Annotated in this window: 18 protein-coding genes; 7 read left to right on the plus strand and 11 right to left on the minus strand. The window is 59.5% G+C overall.

Translation table 11 applies throughout. The features are described 5' to 3' along the window. Positions 1-36: 36 nt before the first annotated feature. Complete coding sequence (gene rpoD, locus ACSQ83_RS28150) at positions 37-1,929, minus strand: RNA polymerase sigma factor RpoD (RefSeq protein ID WP_414953403.1); 1,893 nt, start codon at positions 1,927-1,929, stop codon at positions 37-39. A gap of 167 nt (positions 1,930-2,096) precedes the next feature. Between rpoD and ACSQ83_RS28155 the strand changes: the two genes are divergently transcribed. Next, positions 2,097-2,288, plus strand: coding sequence for a hypothetical protein (locus tag ACSQ83_RS28155; RefSeq protein ID WP_414966402.1), 192 nt, complete (start codon positions 2,097-2,099; stop codon positions 2,286-2,288). Between the two features lie 454 nt (positions 2,289-2,742). Next, positions 2,743-3,084 (plus strand): zinc ribbon domain-containing protein YjdM, encoded by a 342-nt coding sequence (locus ACSQ83_RS28160; protein ID WP_414966401.1) that lies wholly within the window; start codon positions 2,743-2,745, stop codon positions 3,082-3,084. A 64-nt stretch (positions 3,085-3,148) separates the two neighbouring features. Here ACSQ83_RS28160 and ACSQ83_RS28165 read toward each other — a convergent pair whose 3' ends face one another. Beyond that, positions 3,149-3,802 carry a DUF2278 family protein gene (locus ACSQ83_RS28165; protein ID WP_414966400.1) on the minus strand — a complete coding sequence of 218 codons (654 nt, stop codon included), beginning with the start codon at positions 3,800-3,802 and terminating at the stop codon, positions 3,149-3,151. 74 nt (positions 3,803-3,876) lie between these two features. Next, entirely contained in the window at positions 3,877-5,337 is a 1,461-nt protein-coding gene (locus ACSQ83_RS28170) for a metallophosphoesterase family protein (RefSeq protein WP_436230447.1), read from the minus strand. Positions 5,338-5,671: 334 nt separating this feature from the next. Here ACSQ83_RS28170 and ACSQ83_RS28175 point away from each other — a divergent pair, with 334 nt between their 5' ends. After that, complete coding sequence (locus ACSQ83_RS28175) at positions 5,672-5,983, plus strand: hypothetical protein (RefSeq protein ID WP_414953335.1); 312 nt, start codon at positions 5,672-5,674, stop codon at positions 5,981-5,983. A 133-nt stretch (positions 5,984-6,116) separates the two neighbouring features. Here ACSQ83_RS28175 and ACSQ83_RS28180 read toward each other — a convergent pair whose 3' ends face one another. The 6 genes from ACSQ83_RS28180 to ACSQ83_RS28205 all read right to left on the minus strand — a co-directional run bounded on the left by ACSQ83_RS28180 (position 6,117) and on the right by ACSQ83_RS28205 (position 13,794). Beyond that, positions 6,117-6,503, minus strand: a complete 387-nt coding sequence (locus ACSQ83_RS28180; RefSeq protein ID WP_414953334.1) for a nuclear transport factor 2 family protein — start codon at positions 6,501-6,503, stop codon at positions 6,117-6,119. Between the two features lie 512 nt (positions 6,504-7,015). Then, the gene (locus ACSQ83_RS28185) at positions 7,016-8,158 is read right to left on the minus strand and encodes a diguanylate cyclase (RefSeq protein ID WP_414953333.1); all 1,143 of its coding nucleotides are present in this window, start codon (positions 8,156-8,158) and stop codon (positions 7,016-7,018) included. 331 nt (positions 8,159-8,489) lie between these two features. Beyond that, a complete protein-coding gene (locus tag ACSQ83_RS28190; RefSeq protein WP_436230448.1) occupies positions 8,490-10,145 on the minus strand; it encodes a long-chain-fatty-acid--CoA ligase in 1,656 nt (551 codons plus the stop codon). An 18-nt stretch (positions 10,146-10,163) separates the two neighbouring features. Further along, positions 10,164-11,984, minus strand: a complete 1,821-nt coding sequence (locus tag ACSQ83_RS28195; RefSeq protein ID WP_436230449.1) for an alkyl sulfatase dimerization domain-containing protein — start codon at positions 11,982-11,984, stop codon at positions 10,164-10,166. Between the two features lie 68 nt (positions 11,985-12,052). Continuing rightward, positions 12,053-12,736, minus strand: coding sequence for a TetR/AcrR family transcriptional regulator (locus ACSQ83_RS28200; RefSeq protein ID WP_436230450.1), 684 nt, complete (start codon positions 12,734-12,736; stop codon positions 12,053-12,055). Between the two features lie 122 nt (positions 12,737-12,858). Continuing rightward, a complete protein-coding gene (locus ACSQ83_RS28205) occupies positions 12,859-13,794 on the minus strand; it encodes a LysR family transcriptional regulator (protein ID WP_414953330.1) in 936 nt (311 codons plus the stop codon). 259 nt (positions 13,795-14,053) lie between these two features. Between ACSQ83_RS28205 and ACSQ83_RS28210 the strand changes: the two genes are divergently transcribed. Further along, complete coding sequence (locus tag ACSQ83_RS28210) at positions 14,054-15,397, plus strand: MFS transporter (protein ID WP_414953329.1); 1,344 nt, start codon at positions 14,054-14,056, stop codon at positions 15,395-15,397. A gap of 108 nt (positions 15,398-15,505) precedes the next feature. Here ACSQ83_RS28210 and ACSQ83_RS28215 read toward each other — a convergent pair whose 3' ends face one another. After that, entirely contained in the window at positions 15,506-16,621 is a 1,116-nt protein-coding gene (locus ACSQ83_RS28215; protein WP_414953328.1) for a porin, read from the minus strand. A gap of 598 nt (positions 16,622-17,219) precedes the next feature. Between ACSQ83_RS28215 and ACSQ83_RS28220 the strand changes: the two genes are divergently transcribed. Next, positions 17,220-17,909, plus strand: coding sequence for a nucleoside 2-deoxyribosyltransferase (locus ACSQ83_RS28220; protein WP_436230451.1), 690 nt, complete (start codon positions 17,220-17,222; stop codon positions 17,907-17,909). An 89-nt stretch (positions 17,910-17,998) separates the two neighbouring features. Here ACSQ83_RS28220 and ACSQ83_RS28225 read toward each other — a convergent pair whose 3' ends face one another. Next, on the minus strand, positions 17,999-18,754 hold the full coding sequence (locus ACSQ83_RS28225; RefSeq protein ID WP_436230452.1) for a DeoR/GlpR family DNA-binding transcription regulator: 756 nt from the start codon (positions 18,752-18,754) through the stop codon (positions 17,999-18,001). An 83-nt stretch (positions 18,755-18,837) separates the two neighbouring features. Here ACSQ83_RS28225 and ACSQ83_RS28230 point away from each other — a divergent pair, with 83 nt between their 5' ends. Together ACSQ83_RS28230 and ACSQ83_RS28235 are read left to right on the plus strand one after the other, a co-directional pair. Then, positions 18,838-19,437 (plus strand): NUDIX domain-containing protein, encoded by a 600-nt coding sequence (locus ACSQ83_RS28230; protein ID WP_436230453.1) that lies wholly within the window; start codon positions 18,838-18,840, stop codon positions 19,435-19,437. Then, positions 19,434-19,826, plus strand: coding sequence for a DUF4406 domain-containing protein (locus ACSQ83_RS28235; RefSeq protein ID WP_436230454.1), 393 nt, complete (start codon positions 19,434-19,436; stop codon positions 19,824-19,826). The genes ACSQ83_RS28230 and ACSQ83_RS28235 overlap by 4 nt, the downstream gene beginning before the upstream one ends. Positions 19,827-19,848 lie beyond the last annotated feature (22 nt).

Genomic DNA, 19,848 nt, shown 5'->3' on the forward strand with positions numbered 1-19,848 from the left:
GCCAACCTACTTTTCAACAAGCCTTGCGTCGAAACCTTAATGTGCCAGGAACGAACGCAGCTTCTCTGACCGGCTCGGATGCACGAGCTTGCGCATCGCCTTGCTTTCAATCTGGCGAATCCGCTCACGCGTCACATCGAACTGCTTGCCGACTTCTTCCAGCGTATGGTCGGATACGGTGTCGATACCAAAGCGCATGCGAAGCACCTTCGCTTCACGCGGCGACAATGAATCCAGTGCGTCCTTGATCGCCAGACGCATGTCGGCGTGCATGGCGGCGTCGGCAGGCGATTCGGTATTCGAATCTTCCACCATGTCGCCCAGCGTCGTGTCGCCGTCTTCGCCCAAAGGCGTTTCGAGCGAAACCGGCTGACGTGCAATCTTCAGAATGCTGCGAACCTTTTCTTCCGACAAATCGAGGCGAACCGCCAGCACCGACGGATGCGCTTCCTGTCCCGTTTGCTGCAGGATTTCGCGCGATACGCGGTTCAGCTTGTTGATCGTCTCGATCATGTGCACCGGCACGCGGATCGTCCGGCCTTGGTCGGCGAGCGAACGCGTCACAGCCTGACGGACCCACCACGTGGCGTACGTCGAAAACTTCCAGCCACGGCGGTATTCGAACTTGTCCACGGCCTTCATCAAGCCGATGTTGCCTTCCTGGATCAAATCCAGGAAATGCATGCCGCGGTTGACGTACTTCTTCGCGATCGAGATCACCAGACGCAGATTCGCTTCCGTCATTTCGCGCTTCGCCTGACGCATCTTGTGCTCGGCGGACGTCATCTGCTTGTTCAGCGCCTTCAGCTGCAACAGCGGCAACATCAGGTTCGACTCGATCTGGATCAGCTTCTGTTGCTCTGCCTGAATGGCCGGCAGGCTGCGTTCAAGTGCCTTGCCGTAGGCGCTCGATGCCGTCGCGTGACGCGTTGTCCACTCGAGATCCGTTTCGTGGCCCGGGAATACTTCCACGAACTTCTCACGCGGCATGCCCGCCAGGTCGACAGCAATCTTCAGGATCCGGCGCTCGATGGTGCGGACCTGTTCGACCTGCTCATGAACCTCGGCGCACAAGCGGTCGATGGTACGAGCGGTAAAGCGGATCGTCGCCAGTTCGCGCTGGATGTGTTCCTGCACGCTGGGCCAGTCACCGGTACGCGAATCGTCGGCGATATAAGCCTTATGGAACTCGTCGAAATGGTCGCGCACGTTCGAGAAGATAGGCAGGCAGTCGCGCAGCAAATGCTTGAGGCGCGTTGCGTTTGCACGCGTTGCCTGCTCGTCTTCGGTCTCGCCGTCTTCGTCGTCGCTTTCCGACGCGAGTTCAGCTTCGTCGAGTTCGGCGTCGGTATCGGCATCAGCCGCCACCGCGTCTTCGTCGAGCGTGGTGTCCTTGAAGCCATCGACCAGTTCGTCGATGCGCAACTCGCCCGCGACAATCTTGTCCACCGTCGTGAGCAGCGTGATCACGGTCGACGGGCACGTAAATGCCGCCTTGATCATCTCGCCAAGGCCATCTTCAATGCGCTTCGCGATTTCGATTTCGCCCGCACGGGTCAGCAATTCAGTGCTGCCCATTTCGCGCATATACATACGCACGGGATCGGTCGTCCGGCCGAATTCCGAGTCGACGGTCGCCAGCGTGACTTCCGCTTCTTCGTCCGACTGCTCGTCCGACACCGCCGTGGGGGCGGAATCGTTCAGCAGCAGCGTTTCCGAGTCAGGCGCTTCTTCATAGACGGCCACGCCCATGTCGCGGAAGGTGCTGACAATGGTTTCGATAGCCGATGTCTGAGCAAAGTTACCCGGCAGGTGATCGTTGATCTCTGCGTGGGTCAGGAAACCTTGCTGTTTGCCCAGTTGAATCAACGCCCGCATCTGGCGTTGACGTTCATCGGCTTGCTCGGGCGAGCAAACGCTTTCGTCCATGGGCCGCGACAACTTGTCGGCAGACCCACGGCGGGCTTTCGATTTTTTTGCAGGAACGCCGTTTCCGGCGGTAGATTCGGTTGGATCAAAACTTGTCATACATTTCCTCGACAGCTTTGCTCTGTAATAACAAACCAGTGCACAAGCGGTTAGACACGAGCACTACCGTGACGACCGACGGGATCATCACCTCGGGTTCAGCTATTCAGCTTATTCAGCCATTCGATGCGTTGATTCGAGCAAAACTGAATCAGTTTGGAGGCGGGCGCGCTAAGGAGCGCAGTATTCGCGCGGGTCGTACAGTTTATAGCAATTTGCTTGCTGCCAGTGCGGTAAACGCCAATATCGGGCGTATTTAGTAGCCGGATGCAGAAAAACTACAACATTTAGCTCCGGCAAGCATTCATTTGCGGACGATTTAGCCCGAATCAAGGCCGCGCGAGCCTGATGAAGTCCGCTAATCGAGCTTAAAAACGCCACGCTATTCCGGCCCCGATTAATGCGTTTGCTCATTGATTGACGATTTTCGTCCACCTTGCCTTGGTGAGGTAATTTTTTCGGATTGCAACTTGGCGAGAGACCATGCGCGCGCTTCACCGGCCTTGTCCATAACCGGAAGAACGGCAGTTGGGAAGCACGTTCGCGCCGATGGAATTCCAGCCTCGGGAAACGGTGATCCCGGTCCGGCGTGTGTCGGGCGCGATGGTTCGCGTGCAACTGACCCGGTTTATACACGACGATTAGGCTGCCTTATAATCCCGGCCGCCGGAGCGCGTCACGCCTCCCCGACTGTTACGATTATTTGAAGAAACCATGCCTACACTCCCAGCCTGCCCACTATGCGCGATGGAAAATACCTACGCGGACGCCGATCGAATCGTTTGCGCAGACTGCGGTCATGAATGGTCAACTTCGGAAACTGCTCCAGCTGACGACGACGCAAATGCCGTCGTGAAAGATGCCAATGGCAACGTGCTGGCCAACGGCGACTCCGTGGTGTTGATCAAGGACCTTAAAGTGAAGGGCTCGTCGATCACCCTGAAGGTCGGCTCGAAAGTGAAAAGCATCCGGCTGGTCGGCGGCGATCATGAAGTCGATTGCAAGATGGACGCCGGCAGTTTCATGCTGAAAGCCTGCTATTTGAAGAAGGTTTAACCTCTGGCGGGAGTACGAAAAGCCATCCGTCATGGATGACTTTTCGTAGACTTCACCAACACACTTAGCCGCCCGATATCGGATTGCCGTGGTCGTCGGTATCGAAGGTCTGCGACTGGAACGCAAAGAAAAACGCGCGCCACGTCTTGTCGGCATACGCGATCATCAGCGCCCCGTCCTGGTACACGCCGTTATCCTGCTCATACGGGGCGGCGTTCCCCTGGTTCATATGGATGTCGTGAACACCATTGCCGGGGACGAACTTGAAATACTGGTCCGGCTTGTTTTCTTCAGGACCCCATCGCGATCCAAATGCGTAAATGATCGACCCTTCCATGGCCATCGCTGCAACGACCGCGCTTTCCAGTTTGTCTTTCAGGTCATTGGTCGAACCGGGCGCGTCGGCGGGAACCAGCGTCATCGCCTTGGTATTGACCAGACCGCTGCGCACGTAGTCGATGGCGAGACCGCCGGGCGTGGATGGCAGCTTGGTGAAACCGGGCGTCAACGCGCCCAGGCCGCTCGTTAATGAATCGGGCAACGTATCCCGCTCTTCGAACAATACCGTTGACGGCGCGTGCGGCGCCGACGACTTGACGTTCGATGCAATCCGGAAAACCGTTGTTCCCGCGTGGACCAGGATTTGATAGTGGTCGTCATCGGCATTGCGAAGATGACCGGTCACGGTGCCCTTGAGCACCCCGTAGTTCACTGCCATGCATCCTCCTCGTGTTAAGACCGGCAGCAACTGCTGCCTCCAGCTTCTTGCACCTTCTTGCACCTTCTTGCACCTTACTCCTGCGCGCGCCCTCGCTCGAACATTGCACGCGCCGTTGCCGCGGCCGCCGGGCGCCCGAGGTCGGGTGCTTCAAAATGCGCGATCTGACGAGTCGCGAGATCGACCGTGACGTAATCGCTCGGCGATTTCCTGGAACTCCCATCCGATGTTGTCGCGTGATACTCAATGCGAAGTTGCGCCTGCGTTACGACAATACGCAAATAACCGTAGTGGGTGTCGTCGTAACTTTCCAGCACGACCTGGTCCGTCGAACTGCTTGCCGCCTGGATGACCTGCGGCGCGCGCATCGGGGTGTCGCCGTGTTTCGCAAGCTTCGCGAGAGCGTGGCCGCCGTTGCCGCAGACGAGATACGGAATATGCGTACCGTCGGCACTGCGCGTACGGGTGAAGCGCTGATAGTTATGCGCGTGCCCCGACAAGAAGGCATGCGGCCAGATCCCGTTCGCCGCGCACACCTTGTCGATCTGGGCCAGCAACTCGACACTCCAGCCGTGCGCCGCGACGGTATAGGGCGGATGGTGATCGGCAATGATCAGCGCGCCCTGATAGTTCTCCGACCTGACCCGCTTGAGCGCGGCATCGAGGAACTGAAGCTGGCTTTTACCTACATGCGAATCCGCGATCACGCCCGGATCTTCCAGCGTATTGCTGTACAGGACCAGCACGCGAACGAACGGTGCTTCGAACGTAAAAAAGACGCCCGGCTGGATCTGCGCGGTACGCGACAAACCGCCCGCTTCCGGCGTGACCACGATTTTTTCGGCGCAGAAATTGCGCAAGAATGCGGCCAGACTCTTGGCGTGAGCTTCCGGCGAAACCATGCCGTCGTGATTGCCCGCGCAAGCGAGGATAGGCGCAGGATAGTCCCGATAGGGTTCGTAGAACTGGTCGTAGTAGTACTTCCCCTCGCCGAAGTCGTAGACCACGTCACCGAGCAGCAACGCGAACTGCGGCACTTCGTTCGCGGCCGTCTCCACGAAGTCGGCGGTCATCTTATCCGCCACCTGGTTCTGCGAAGCCGGACCGCTCGTGTTGCCGCAATCTCCCGTTGCATGAAAAACGAGTTGGCCGCCCGCATTGATTCGATGGGCCGCGTTCACGTTGCCGCCCATCACATCGGCCAGCGTCAGCGTGGGCTCTACTCCGCCTCGTGGCGCAGGGAACGGCAACGGGAACAGCTTGTGTTCGGCATTGAGTTTGTCGATTTCTTTGTAGGCCGCGTCATCGGAGGGATGGGGCACGCGGAACACGGTCGGGTCGGCGGTCGCCTGGGGCTGCGCAAAAACCGGCTGTGCGAGGACCCGGGAGCCGAGCGGGTTTTTCTTGCTGGCCACACCCGGCGAATGAGCTTTGTCGCCGTGCTTTCCTTGCGCAGTTACGCGGCGTGAGGCCGACAACTTGCGGCTTGCTTTCTCGCGGCCACCCTTCGTGTTCGTCTTTGCTTTCGTCGGCATTCATCCTCCTTGCAGCAATCGATCGATGTGTGCGAGGCGAGATGCGCGTTGCGTTCAGTATTGCGTTCATCGCCGGGCGGTTCGACAGGCTGTCTGCGAAGAAGTGCCATCGAATAGAGGAGTGTCGAAAAACATCCGTTCAATGTTCGGTTGCCATCAAAACGTCATTAAAAAGGCGTACCGGGAGCGATCACTCGCAGCGCCTTTCGCGTTATGTACGGTCGCAGACACATGAGCATTTGTGAGCGGTATGTAATGTCACCGTCACGACTCTTTCGTCGCGTACAGTGCACCGTTCGACCACCGTCACCGCTTATCAGGTCTTGCGACATCCATGAACGCACCTTCTCTTTCCGACCACCACGTCAGCGACGCCCCCGATAGCACACGGTTAGGCCGCGCATTCGCGGCCAGGCTCGACATGACCATCAAACGCTCGGGGCTTTCGTCCGGACGCGTAGCGAAATCGCTGGGTGTTACCGAAGGGGATGTTGCGCTGTGGCGCGCGGGTATCACTCTGCCGCGAGCCGCGGACTGCCGCCGCTTGTCGGAACTCCTGCATGTGGAGATGGCGTGGCTGAACGGCGGGTCGAAGCCGGTTGGCGAAAGCGAACGCAGGTCCGATAGGGCGAATGCAATCGTTTAGCGGCGGCGCGATTTATCGACGACTCGCTGCCTTTTATCACGCGCCGGACAATTGTCCGGCGGAATCCGCCACGAAGAAGCAAGTAGCGCGCACGACCCAGATCGGGCCATGCGCCATGCGGCATTTGCGGTCGCTACGCGGTCAAACGCGCGGCCGTATCGAAGAACTCAATCCAGCGCGTCAACAAGCCGTCCTTGACGGTGCAGATGTGAACCCACTCCGACTCGAATGGCTTGCCGGTTTCGCTGAGCGTCACCCGGACAAACCCGAGAACGACAATATGCTCCTTCGCGTCGATAAACTCCCGGGGTTCGAACGCCGTGATCTCGCCGTCCGCATCCAGCTCCTTGAAGAACTGGCCAACCTCCTGCCGGGTATGGCACTGCGTTGGAAAAGGCAACGAGGCGGGACCTACGACCCGCCAATCGACCGTCGGCGCGATGCACTCGAGGACTGCCTCGATGTCCTTGCGCCCGAACGCTTGATAAGCCCGCTTCACAACTTCCATGGGCGTGTCCATGAAATCCTCCCAGCGATAAAAAAGTGGCGCGGGACGGTCGACCGGACGAATCGAGTTATCGCGAAGTCGATGCTGGCCGGCGGAGCACGTTCATCAAGGCTGCGCCGTTGCCAAGCGGGACCTCGCCTGCGCTCGACACGCCGTCCCACGTGAGACGGTCAGCTTCGCAAATGCCTTAACGCAGCGGCAGCGTTGATAACCACGCATACCGGTCCATTAAAGCGGTTCTGTTTGGATGGCCGAGAGTTTCCCCTGTGTCAGGATTCACAGGTCATAACAAAGGGGGAATCGTCATAAGAACGGGCAGGATTCGGCGTCTTCCAGCTGTGGCCGACCTTAAGTGCAATGCCTTAACCAGCGCGTTGAACGGTGTTATAGGTCGCGCCCGGATATAAATCCAGGGTGTCGAGCATGGATCGACTGCAGCAGCACCAGGACATACTTAAACAAGGATGCCTAAGTATTAATCAGCTTACTTCGAACATTCCAGATGCGAAGATTGAGCGCCCTCTCTACGAGGCGAAACTCCAGCGCGATTTGCCCATCGCTTTCGCGACGTTGAGCGCCTTGTCGGCGGCATTGAGCGCCGTCAGCACGTCGCTGCCGTGATCGGGAATCAGCGCCACGCCAATACTCGCGCCGACATTCACCGTGACATGCGCGGTCAATGGAAACGATGCGGACATTTCGCTGATCAGGCGATCCGCGAACGCCGCCGCTTCCTCATAGTTTTGCGCGCCAACCGTGACGACAAATTCGTCGCCGCCAATGCGAAACACCATGTCCTCCGGCCCTTTCAATGCGTTGAGGCGGCCACCGATCATCACCAGCAAAAGGTCCCCTGCTTCGTGGCCGTACTGGTCGTTGACGGGTTTGAAGCCGTCCAGGTCGATATAAAGAACAGCCGTTTTCGCCGCGCCGTCCGACACCGTTTTGTATCGGGTCTGCGACGCATGGATCAACCCGGCACGATTCGGCAGGCTGGTCAGCGCGTCATGGCGCGCACGGTGATCGTTTTCCCGTTCGGCTTTCATGGTCGAGACGAGCAGTCCATTCAGGCGGAACGCGGCAATGCTCATTGCGACGAGGTAGAACGGAATCTGAATCAGCGTCAGGCTCAGGATGAGCTCTTTGGACATTGCCGCTGCAATACAGCACGGGCCAAGGGACAGAAGAATCATGATCCCGACCAGCCGGGGCGCGCCGAAATTCCGGAAGCAGATGCCCCCTACCATCGCGGCAGCGGACAAGCACGAGAGCGTGGCAGCAATCCAGTCGGCGCTCAGGATGCTGATAAATGCACCGTAACCCACGCTGGCGCCCCAAAGCACACCCAGGAGCAGATAGATATCGGTGTAGGTCGGTTGCCCGCGCCTCGCTGCCCGATGCGCCGCGACGAGCAAGATCAGCCGCGCGCTGCACAGAACGACTTCTATCACCACCCATGCAATGAATGCCGCCGAGGGTTCGCGAAGCGCGATAGCCACGGAGACGGCGATGGTGTTAAGCACGCCGCCCGCAAAAATAGGCAGCGTGCCGAACAGACTTCCGATCAGCGCGACCCGGATATCGTCGGGTACATCGGACCCGGAATAACATAACCAGGTCGTGAATCTCCAGCGAGGCAAGCTAAATGGCGCTATTTTCGTATCCATGGATCGATTCATTTTATGCGCGACTGCCGTGTCATATTGCTCGTCACGGCCAGCGCTCCCCCGAGCGCTTTAGCCGAATAAGCGGCTATTCTATACGTGCCTTAAGTCACGCGAATGCGAGCGCTTCAATGGGAGGGCGATGAATTGCGGCCAATTCGCTTGATCGACGGATGGCGCTGCCCGGTGGAATAAAACAGGAAGGGAGCGCGCTTAGGGAGTTCGCTTAGCGAGCAAATTCTGGAAGGGATCAAACACTTTAATGAGCGCGGCTCTGAAGGCCGCTTCCGGCTGAGTCTGATCCGATTCAAACTCAGCCGATAACACCCGCTTGCTAACTTTCCCGCTCGCGAAGCTTACGCCGCAGGATCTTCCCTACATTGCTCTTGGGCAGTTCGTCGCAAAACTCGACGGTCTTCGGTCTCTTGTACCCAGTCAGTTGCTCCCGGCAAAACGCCAGGATGTCGCCTTCCGTGAGTTCCGGATCACGACGCACGATAAACAGCTTCACCGCCTCACCCGCATGTTCATCGCGCACGCCAATTGCCGCGACCTCCAACACGCCAGGATGCGAGGCGACCACGTCCTCGATTTCGTTCGGATAAACGTTGAAGCCGGACACAATGACCATGTCCTTCTTACGATCGACAATTTTCACGAAGCCGCGTACATCCATGATGCCGATGTCGCCGGATTTAAAATAACCATCCGCCGTCATGACGCTGGCGGTGTCATCGGGCCGGTTCCAATAGCCCGCCATCACCTGCGGACCAAAAATGCAGATCTCGCCGGGCTCGCCATGCGGAACCTCGCGGCCGTCGTCATCGCGAATTGAAACGAACGTCGACGGCAACGGCACCCCGACCGTTCCGTTAAACGCAGTGCCGTTGGACGGGTTGGTTGTCGCACATGGCGAAGTCTCCGACAGCCCGTAGCCCTCGAGGATCGGCTTGCCCTTTCGCTCATACCAGCGCGCGGCCACTGCTTGCTGGATTGCCATGCCGCCGCCATTCGCAAGCATCAGGCCGGACAGATCGAGCGTCGCAAAACCGGGGTCGTTCAACAGCGCGTTATATAGCGTGTTGACGGCGGGGAACGAGTTGATCGCGTAGCCCTGCAGCGCCTTTATCATGCCGGGAATGTCGCGCGGGTTCGGAATGAGGATACCGAGTCCGCCGGCGCGCATGGTCAGGAACGCGCACACCGTCAGTCCGAAGATGTGATACAGCGGCAACGCGGCCACAGTGACAATCGGACGGGCATCGGGGCGGTTCCGGGTCACCGGCTCGCGCCACACTTCGCTCTGAAGCACGTTGGCGATCAGGTTCCGATGCAGCAGCATCGCCCCTTTGGAAACGCCCGTTGTACCACCGGTGTATTGCAGCACCGCCAGGTCATCCGGCTTGAGGTCGGCCCGCACAAACGGGCTGCGGGCACCTTGCGCCAACGCGTCCCAGAAACCGGTACGCGGAGTACGCGCCTGCGCGTCCAACGTAAGCGAGTCTGACGCCCTCATCATCTCGCCCATCGACGTCACCACGACATGCGCCACCCGCGTATTGTGTTGAACAGCCTGGAGGACGGGATCGAATGCGTCGAGCAGGATAATTGCCTCGGCCCCGCTATCGACCAGTTGATGTTCGAGTTCGCGTGGCGTATAGAGCGGATTGACGTTCACGATCACATAACCAGCGCGCAGGATAGCCGCCATTGCCACCGGATACTGCAGCACATTCGGCATCATGATCGCGACGCGCGCACCGCGGGCGAGCGCCTTCGATTGCAGCCACGCGCCTAGATTGCGCGATTGCACATCGAGTTCCGCATACGTCAGCGTCCTGCCCATGCAGGCAAACGCCTGCCGTGACGCAAACGCCTCAAAGCTCTCGTCGAGCAGGTCCGGCAGGGAACGGTATCGGGCCGGGTCGATATCAGCAGGAACCCCGGGCGGATAAGCTTCCAACCAGATTCTTGCCGTTGTGCTTTTCATTCTTTTGCTCCTCGATGTCTAACGTGCTGCTAGCGCGGGCAAGCGTCGCGACGGCCGATCAAAACAGGCTATATACATACGCAGTTGATCACCGGTTCCGCGCTCCAGAACAACGGTCCCGTCCTGAAGCAGATCCGGCACCTGGCCCGCGATGTCGCGCAGCATCGTGTACAAAGCAGCGGTATTGAGTGAAAGCTGGAGGTGAGCGTCTGGCCAGGGCCGCTCGTGAACCTGAAGCACGCCCTTGCGCAATTCGAGCGCGAACGTGGCGTCCCGGTCTGTCAGCCGCAGCGCGAGGACCATGTGTACATCGGCAGACAGAACGGGATCAACGCCAACGCAAAGGCGCTGCAACACGTTGCCAAGCGGTTGCGCGCGCATCACGTCCATGGAGGCCAATCCGCCGCCGCCCGCGAACGGCAGTTCGTCATAGGCATGTTCCAGCTCGCGCGCCGCGCTCAGGTACCAGTTGCGCCAGTTCGTGTTCTCGGTTTGGTACCCCAACCCTCGCAACGCCTCCGCCTTGATCGTGCGGGCGTCGGTATCCGTTGTATCGAGTCGCACGAGCAAGGTGGCCAACTCGGCGGCCCAGCGCCAGTCCGCGTCCCCGAGCGCCACCCGGGCGGCCGCGCGCACGGCTTCGGCACCGTTCATCATGTCGACCGTGCGACGGGCCCGCTCTCCACGCGGCAACGGATCGAGCGAAGCGGGGTCGCCGTCGAACCAACCGAGTTGTCCGGTGTAGACCTGCCGCACAGAATGCTTGACCGTGCCGTAGTACTCGCCCAGCCACGCGTGCCCTGCCAGATGTGGGGGCAGCGACGGAATGGCGTCGGCGAGTTCGTCCTGCGTAAGGCCCAGATTCATATGGCGGATCGCCTGGTCGTGGATGAACTGGATTGCGTCGCGATACACGGACAATACCTCCGCCACCGCCGCTTCGCCCGACACCGGCCGGCCGTGCGCCGGCACCATGTGCATTGCATGGAAGCCACGCATCATGTCAATCGTTCGATACCAGCGCACCGGATCGCGATAGCGCGTGCCGCGCAGCGTATGCACGTTCGCGAGACACTCGCCCTGGATCACTTCCGCCGACAGCAGGACTCCAAGCTCAGGCAGCCACATTACGATCTCGTCATCGGCTTCCGATGGCGCATAGCGGAACTCGAACCGCACCCCTGCGAGCACGATGTCCAGCGTATCGTCGAAGACATGCGTCGGCGCGAGAAAACTGGCCGCTTCGGCAATCAACACCGGCCCGATTCCTGCATTGACCTTGCCGGTCGCGCCAGCGGGCAGCAAGGTGCCGAAGCTGTAGGCCGAGCGCGCCGCGAGAATAGGCGCGACAAGATTTGCGTTGTTGATGACTGTTTCCATCAACGAACTATGCGCGATGATCTCGACACTTCCCTCGGCCAGTTGCGCCTCATTGGCAAACGCACGCACGCCGCCCGTGTGGTCCGTGTGGTTGTGGGTGTACACCACCGCTTTCACTGGCAACTGCGCATGGCGCGGATCGATTGCGCAGAAGTCCTCATAGATACGTTTTGCCGCCGATACCGCCTCGGTTGTGTCGATCACCACGATGCCGTCGTCGCCAACCACGAAGATGATGTTCGCAATCGCATAACCGACCGCGCAGTACACGCGCTCCGCCACACGGTAGATGCGCTGCGCCATGCGCTTCGAATGTTCCGTCAAACGCGGCGGGACGGTGGGCGCGGCAATCGCGAAGGCGAGGTTCACGCCGGCATCGAACGCGACATCAAGCGGCTCGCCAATGTGTGGCGCGTCAAAAGCGGGCTGGCGCAATGTGCCGGCGCAACATGGGGTCATGGATGTCTCCTTGCGGTGATTGTTAATCAAATCGGAATCGGAATTCTTATTCCGTTTTTTGTGAAAAATCATGGAGTAGCCAAAATCAGGCAACGGCAAAATTGTGTCTTGAGCCAAGGCGCGAGGCGGCGGCTCGTCAGCGTCAACGGACCCGGGTTGTTCAGGACGATGTTGACGAGCATCCCCAGGATCAGTTGAAGCGCTGCCTGCACCTCGAACTCAATCGGCCCTGCATCCACTTTTTTCGCGCCACGTTCCTTAATGATCGCGGCAACAAGCGGCGGCACGATCAACGCAAGCACGTCGCGGTTCGCTTCCTTGACGACGTCCCACGTCGCTCTCGGCCGCGCCACGCGTAAGAGGGACGCATGGAACAGCCCGCGGTTGCGGCGAAACGACTGCACGTACATTTCGATGATCGCATTCGCGACTGCCCGTGCGTCACCCGAGCGCCATTCGGACCCGCTCGCGACCAAGTCGCGAATACGGTCGCGACCTTCGGTCATGGCGCGGTCGAGCACGACGTCGAAAAACATGTCTTTGCTATCGAAGCGCCGATAAAACGCGCCAATAGACGTACCCGAGCGTTCAACGATATCCGTGATGGACAGATCGTCCAGATTGCCACTCGCCTCGATCAACTCGCGGCCGGCCTGAAGCATCTTTTCCAGCCCGATCTGACTGCGCGCCTGCCGTGGTACGGCGAGAGACGATTCAACTGCTGCGCGGCTTCGTGGTTCGGGTCTGGACATGGGGTTTTGTAAGCGATGCTGCATAAAAACGGAATCGGGATTCCGGATCCTCGGCGAACACCCGGGCTTTGTCAACCCGGCCAAGGGAAAGCCCTATGCCTGCCGCCCGGCGACTTCACGATTTACATCATGCCTCGCGCGGCCGTATTGGTAACGTTCATGACTTCCTCGGTCAACGCCAGCGCCGCGCTGGCGGCTGGAGAATGCGTTCGCTCAGCCAGCGACACCAGTGCGAACTCAAGGCTCAGTTTCGGCGGATGCGTAAGCGGGATGCGCGCGAGACGCCGAAGCTCCAGGTCGCGCCGGACCGCCGAGGCGGTTGCGAACAAAACCGCGTCCGTTCTGGCCACTACCTCCTTGAGCACCGCGACGTCATTGCACTCGACTTGCAACGGAATTTCCTCGTGCGCGCGGTACTTGAGCAGGCGATGCAGCGCATCTTTCATGAACCCGGGCAGCGACACGGAAACGAGCGGAAACTCCCGCAACGCGGAGAGCGGCACCGGGCCGCGCGCGAGCAGTGGATGATCCGGCCGCGCAAACCAGCCGCCTTCATGACGCGGCAACCGGTGCAACGCCAGATCCGGCGCGACGGGCGGAACGCGCCGGTCAGTCACCACGAAATCGACCCGTTCCGCGCGAAGTTTTTGCACCAATTCTTCGCCTTCGCTCAGTTCGATCAATACCTTGATCTTCGGAAAACGCTGTGAAAACTCGACCAGCAGGTCCGGCAACAGCACAACAGCCGCATAGGGTCCGAGGCCAATTTTCACCTCGCCGAGTTCGTGCGCCTTAAGCAACTCGACATCACGAAACATGCACCGGGTTTCGAACAAAACCCGCCTCGCGCGCTCGACCAGGAGGCGGCCGGCAGCCGTCAGCGCGACCCCTCGCGCGGCCCGATCGAACAGCTTCATGCCCAGTTCGTCCTCAAGCGCCTGAATGCTGCGGCTCAGCGCCGGCTGGCTCAAGTGGACCCGGCCAGCCGCGCGGGCGAAACTTCCTTCCTCAGCCAGCGCAACAACGTGAGCGAGTCGACGCGAATTGATTTCATGCATTTTCTGCAACGTTCCGATAAAGATATTGCACTTGAACTATTGCGTTATACCACCTCAAATGGGCGGCAAACCAGCGGCCAGGACCCCCTTGAATCAGGCCACCATTAGAGCTGCATAGGAGACGTTATTGAAAACCCCATCATCGCGCACCGCTCCAAAACCCGCCTTGTCCGCCATCGTTTCCATTTTCTGCTATCGGTAACGCGTCGGGGTACGAAGCTCGCTGCCCCCACTGCCAGGACATTTTCAGGAGCATGAGATGTTTGAAGTAAAAGAATCCAGATTCGTGCTGGACGGCTCTGCGCCCACGGCAACAACAAGCCATCGACGCTGGGTGATCGTGGCGACGCTCTTTCTCTTCATGGCGATCAATTTCGCCGACAAAGCCGTGTTGGGTCTCGTCGCGCTGCCGCTCATGCACGACATGCAGTTGACGCATACGCAATTTGGAATCATCGGAAGTGCGTTTTTCCTGCTATTCGCGTTATCGGGGATCAGCGTCGGGCTGGTTGCCGACCGGCTCAACGTGAAGTGGCTGATGGCGGGCCTGGCGCTCGTGTGGGCCGTCGCGCAGTTGCCGCTAGCGTGGCCCACCAGCTTCGCCGTGCTACTGGCGTGCCGGATCCTGCTCGGCGCGGGAGAAGGGCCGGCGTCACCGCTCGCGCTGCACGTTGTGTACACCTGGTTCGAGGATCATGAACGCGCGCTGCCAACCACCATCGTCCAGCAAGGCGCCACAACCGGCATCATCCTGGCCGGGCCGGTGCTTACTTTCATCGCTCAGCGCTGGTACTGGCACGCAGCGTTTCTATCGCTGGGCGTGGTCGGCGTCATGTGGACACTCCTCTGGCTGGGTGTGGGAAAGAGCGGCGATAAGTGCGGCGATACGTGGGGCGTTAAGCATCGCCGCCAGCCGCTCAACAATGCGCTGCGCGCTGGCTGGGCTCCAGTCCGCCCCAGTGTGAGTTATTGGCGGCTCCTCACTGACCGGACCGTGATCGGCGTGCTGTTGCAGGGACTTGTCGGCTATTCGGTGATAGCGATAGGCGTGACCTGGGTACCCAGCTATTTTAGGGTAGCGCTCGGGTTCAGCGCCACGGAGGCCGGCTGGCTTTTCGCTCTGCAAGTGGCGGCGCAAATTCCCATCGGGCTCGCGCTGGCCATGGTGTCCCATCGAATGCTCGCACGCGGGGTGCCGTCGCGGCTCGCGCGTGGCGCACTGATTAGCAGCGCATGCGTCGCGAGTGGAATGGCTTACTGCATGCTTTACCTGGATGCTCCGCCGTTCGTGAAAGTCGCAGTGATGGCACTGGCAAGCGCGCTGGCCCTCCAGGCCTTCACGTTCGGCCCTCTGCTGGTGGCCGAGGTCACGCCTGACTCACGGCGCGGCGCGATGCTGGCAATCACGAATTCTATTGCGACGTTGGCGGGTTTGATTGCGCCTGCGGCGATGGGCAAGGTGCTGGGCGCAGTGGCGAACAATCGAGGGTACGAGTTGGGCTTTAGCGCCACGGGCGTGCTATTGATCCTGGTGGGTGCAGCAGGATTCTTGTTGCTCGATCCGCAACGCTCGCATCGGCGGCTGCAACAACCTTCCGTTTGAGAGCGGTTCAATTCCGGGGACCCGGCTTCCGAAATGCAAGGACTAAAAAAAACTGCGGCGCCCGGTTAAATTCGGGAGCCGCAGTTTTTTATCGAGCGGGCAGTGAAGTTAGAACTGGTGACGCAAGCCGGCCATAACGCCCAATTGTGTGCCCTTCTGAGCCAGCCCGATACCATTGACACCCTGCAATTGCGCGCCGATCAGGTCTCCCCGATATTGCGAGTAATCTGTTTCCAGATAAACGTCCGTACGCTTGGACAAGTTGTAGTCACCCACTAGCTGATACTGCCACGCTGACCCGTTCTTCGACTGAGTCTTGCCATCCTGAAGCGTGCGCCACACGTTCGCTGCAAAGTGCCACGCGTTGCCCACCTGCTGCGTGACGCCGCCCATGATCATGCGGCGTTTTGAAAAGTCGGTGTACTTGAGCGCCGTCAGCGCTGCCGCCGTAAAGGGTCCGTTAGCAAAGTTGGAGAACCCGGCGTCGTTCTGATCAACGATATACCCCAGCGCAAATCGCGTCTTGTCCCATGTGTACGATCCCCCAAAGGTCCACGACTTTGAATCGGCGCCATTCACTGAATCCTTTGATTCCTTATACGCGCCACCCAGCGAGACCGGACCGCCCGCCGGCGCGTAGGCGGCGGCCAAACCCATCTCGCTGCCATACGAGGTGTGACCGGCGACACCGCCGAACGCATAGCCTGCCGAGACCATGAGATCGTGAGCATGAAACTGATACTGAACCTGATTGCTGGTCCAGATCCCGCCGGTCATTGTCACCTCGGGCTGGAAGCTGAAGTCGTACGGAATCCAGGGATTGCTGCCGTACCCGCCAATGGTGATCCCTTCAATCATCACGTTGTACTGACGACCGATAATGACCTGGCCATAGGTACTCGAGCGTATTCCGACCTGTGCTTCGTTGAAATAGGGCAACGTGGGATCACTTTGGCCGTTATTGATGTCGAACCGATTTTCGAGCTTGAAGAAGGTCGACCAACCGCCGCCCAGATCCTCGACGCCCTTCAGGCCCCAACGGCTTTGTGTCATGCCGCCATTGCCCAGCGCTACGCTTGAATCACCGGCTTTGTTAGCGTTCGTCATGTAGCGGACGCTTTCATCGACGACGCCATACAACGTGACGCTCGATTGCGCATGCGCTTGCTGACAAGCCAACGCGACCGGCAGCAAGGCATAACGCCATTTGCTCAACTTCCTCATACTGTCTCCCCGTTTTTGAATTCCGCTTTATGCGGATTGGTCGCTGGCACCGAGATCATCAGCCCTCTGCATCTGTACGTAAGGGCTTGTCAATTCTCGCTGCTGAGTGACAAGACGATGCTTGCGTCTTCAGTTTGACGGTAAGCCTGCGATAATTCCAGTGCATTGTTGTTATGGTCTAGTTGCATTGACTGCATGACAGGCACGGCTTGCGCGCAAGGCCGGTAGGGGCTTTGGCCGGGATGGACATGCGAAGTGACGGCGCGCGATGTGACTTAACCTGCGATGGACGATCTCCGAGGCAGCGACCGTTGTATAGCCGCTGCAGTCCTGTCGTCGATGCGCGAATTTAATAATCTTTATACTTGGCAAATGGGTGCGAATCGGGTGCGAATCGTCCGGCTCGGGGACCTGAAGCGCCGGAAGTGCCTGAGTTGACGCGCCGACTTTGCTGACGCGGTCGCGGTCGCGGTCGCGGTCGCGGTCGCGGCGTAAAGTCTGAGCGCACACTAGAGGGTTATTGACTTGACCCGCGTTCGCCATTCTACTTACGCCCCTGCGGGGCAATGTCTGCCGAAAGCGTTACATGAGGAGAGCAATGCGCGGCCCAACCAAGAAGCAACTGACTTTGATCGAGCTAGTCGACCAGGGCTTGAGCGTCGAGGAAATTGCGACGCGCACCGGGAAACTGGTGGCATCGGTTCATAAGCAACTGAACCGGGTTCGACGCAAAGTGCGCGAAGGGCATTTCGCACCCTCCCCGCTGCCCATCGAGCGGGCTGCGGCCACGCCGCGCGTCTACCTCGCGGGCTTCGACGTCTTCCGCAGTGACGCACTCAGTCACGGCCAGCACCTGAAAACGCTCTGCCAGGCGCACGGAATGATCGGTCTCTACCCGCTGGACGGACAGGTTCCCGACGAGCTTGAGCCCCGCGCAAAAGCGCAGTGGATTTGCCGCGCCAACATGGATGCCATTCGTTCAGCCGATGTCGTCCTCGCCAACCTGAACGACTTTCGCGGAGTCGGCGAGCCGGACAGCGGCACGGCGTTCGAAGTCGGTTTTGCCGCCGCGCTCGGCAAACCGATATGGGCGTACACCGGCGACGACCGCTCGCTGCTCGAGCGTGTATCGGTGAGGACGGACGAATCCGCTGCGTATTGCGCGAACGGCTTCGTGGTCGAGGATTTCGGCTTGAACATGAATCTCATGCTTGCGTGCACCGCACGCGTTGTCGTGGGCGGCCCGCAAGCGTGCTTGGACGCGATGTTCGCAAGCGGGCAGTTCTGATCGCTGCTGATTTGCTGTCAGCCTTTGGATGCGCCAGCGGTATCGGACAGCACGTAAGCGTAAGACTCGTGCTGAAGCTTGCTCCTTAACTAAGCCCGCACGATCGTAATACCCGCGTCCTCCAGCGGCCTGGTCAATGCAAGCTCTGTTTCCCGTTCGACGATGATCGTCTGAGCCAGTGTGACGTCACCAATCACGTACTGCGACGCGGCGTTGATCTTGTCGGATGAAGCCAGCACAACCGTTTCCGCCGCGCGGGCAGCGAGCGCGCGCTTGACGAACGCCTCCTCGAAGTTTCCCGTACTCAGACCCACAGTCGGATGCACGCCCGTCACGCCCATGAAATAGATATCGGCCTGGATATGCGACATCGCTTCGACGGCAGCGGCGCCAACTGTCACGATCGAATGCTTGTAAAGCCGGCCGCCAATAACAATCACCTCGATCAACGGATGATCGACCAGCCCGACGGCCACGCTCGGACTATGCGTCACCACCGTTGCCGACAAATCGTGCGGGATCTGGCGGATGAGTTCAGCGGAGGTCGTACCGCCATCGATGATCACCACCTGCCCGGCTTCGATCATGGCCGCCGCCGCGGCGGCTATCGCGCGCTTGGCCGTCGACTCAATGCCTCTTCGCTCGGCGAACGGCGCCACGGCCGTAGATGCAGGCAGCGCGCCGCCGTGAACGCGCTGCAGTAAACCCTCGCCGGCCAACTCGCGGAGGTCGCGGCGCACCGTGTCTTCGGATACTCCGAACGTCTCGCTGAGTTGTTTGGCGAGCACTTGACCATCACGCGCCAGGGTTTTGAGAATCGCTTTCTTGCGTTGGGAAGTCAGCATGGTGTTTGCACGAAATAGCTTGATATTGCACGAATTTGCACGATACCATGGCTACTCCTTTTGCGCGACGTGGAGTTGATGACATGGTGGCTACAAAAGACAGGGTTCGCATTATCGACTCGACGATTCTGTCCAATGACTGGTACGTGCTGAAGAAGACCACATTCGACTTCCAGCGCCGGGACGGGGCGTGGCAGCGTCAAAGCCGCGAGACTTACGATCGGGGCAATGGGGCGACCATTCTGCTGTTCAATCGCGACCGGCGCACGGTCGTACTGACCAGGCAATTCAGGTTGCCTGCGTTCGTCAATGGTCACGACGGCATGATGATCGAGGCAGCCGCCGGACTGCTCGACAATGCCTCGCCGGAGGAGCGAATCCGTGCCGAAGCTGAAGAGGAAACGGGGTATCGGGTGGAGAACGTGCAGAAGGTTTTTGAGGCGTACATGAGCCCTGGTTCGGTAACCGAGAAGCTGCATTTCTTCATCGCCGAGTACGGCGCTTCGACCCGCGTGGGACAAGGCGGCGGCGTGGAGGCAGAGGGCGAGGATCTTGAAGTGATCGAACTGACGTTGGACGATGCGCTGAGTGCGGTGCGTCGCGGCGAGATCGTCGACGCAAAAACCATCATGCTCCTGCAGTTCGCCGCTTTAAATGCTGTCATTGAAAGGAGTGCGCCATGACCCCTCAACTGATACTCATCGCGGGACCGTACCGCAGTGGTACGAATGGGGACGCCACGTTGATTGCAGGCAATCTTCATCGGCTCGAAGAGGCTGCACTGCAGGTCTACGGGCTCGGGCATATGCCGATGATCGGCGAGTGGGTGGCGCTTCCGCTAGCGGCAGCGGCAGGCTCCAAAGTAGTGGGCGATGCGATCAGCGAAACGTTCTTGTACCCGGTCGCGAATCGCCTGATACGGCAATGCGATGCGGTGTATCGAATTGATGGCGCGTCCCAAGGCGCCGATGCCGATGTCCGCCTGGCAGAAGAACTCGGCTTGCCGGTGTATAGACATCCTGATGATATTCCGAAGGCATCAATCAAGACTAACGCGCCTCACATCTCGTAAGAGGGCAGTTCAAAAAGGCTGT

This window comes from Caballeronia sp. LjRoot29, assembly GCF_964252755.1.
Taxonomy (GTDB): Bacteria; Pseudomonadota; Gammaproteobacteria; order Burkholderiales; family Burkholderiaceae; genus Caballeronia.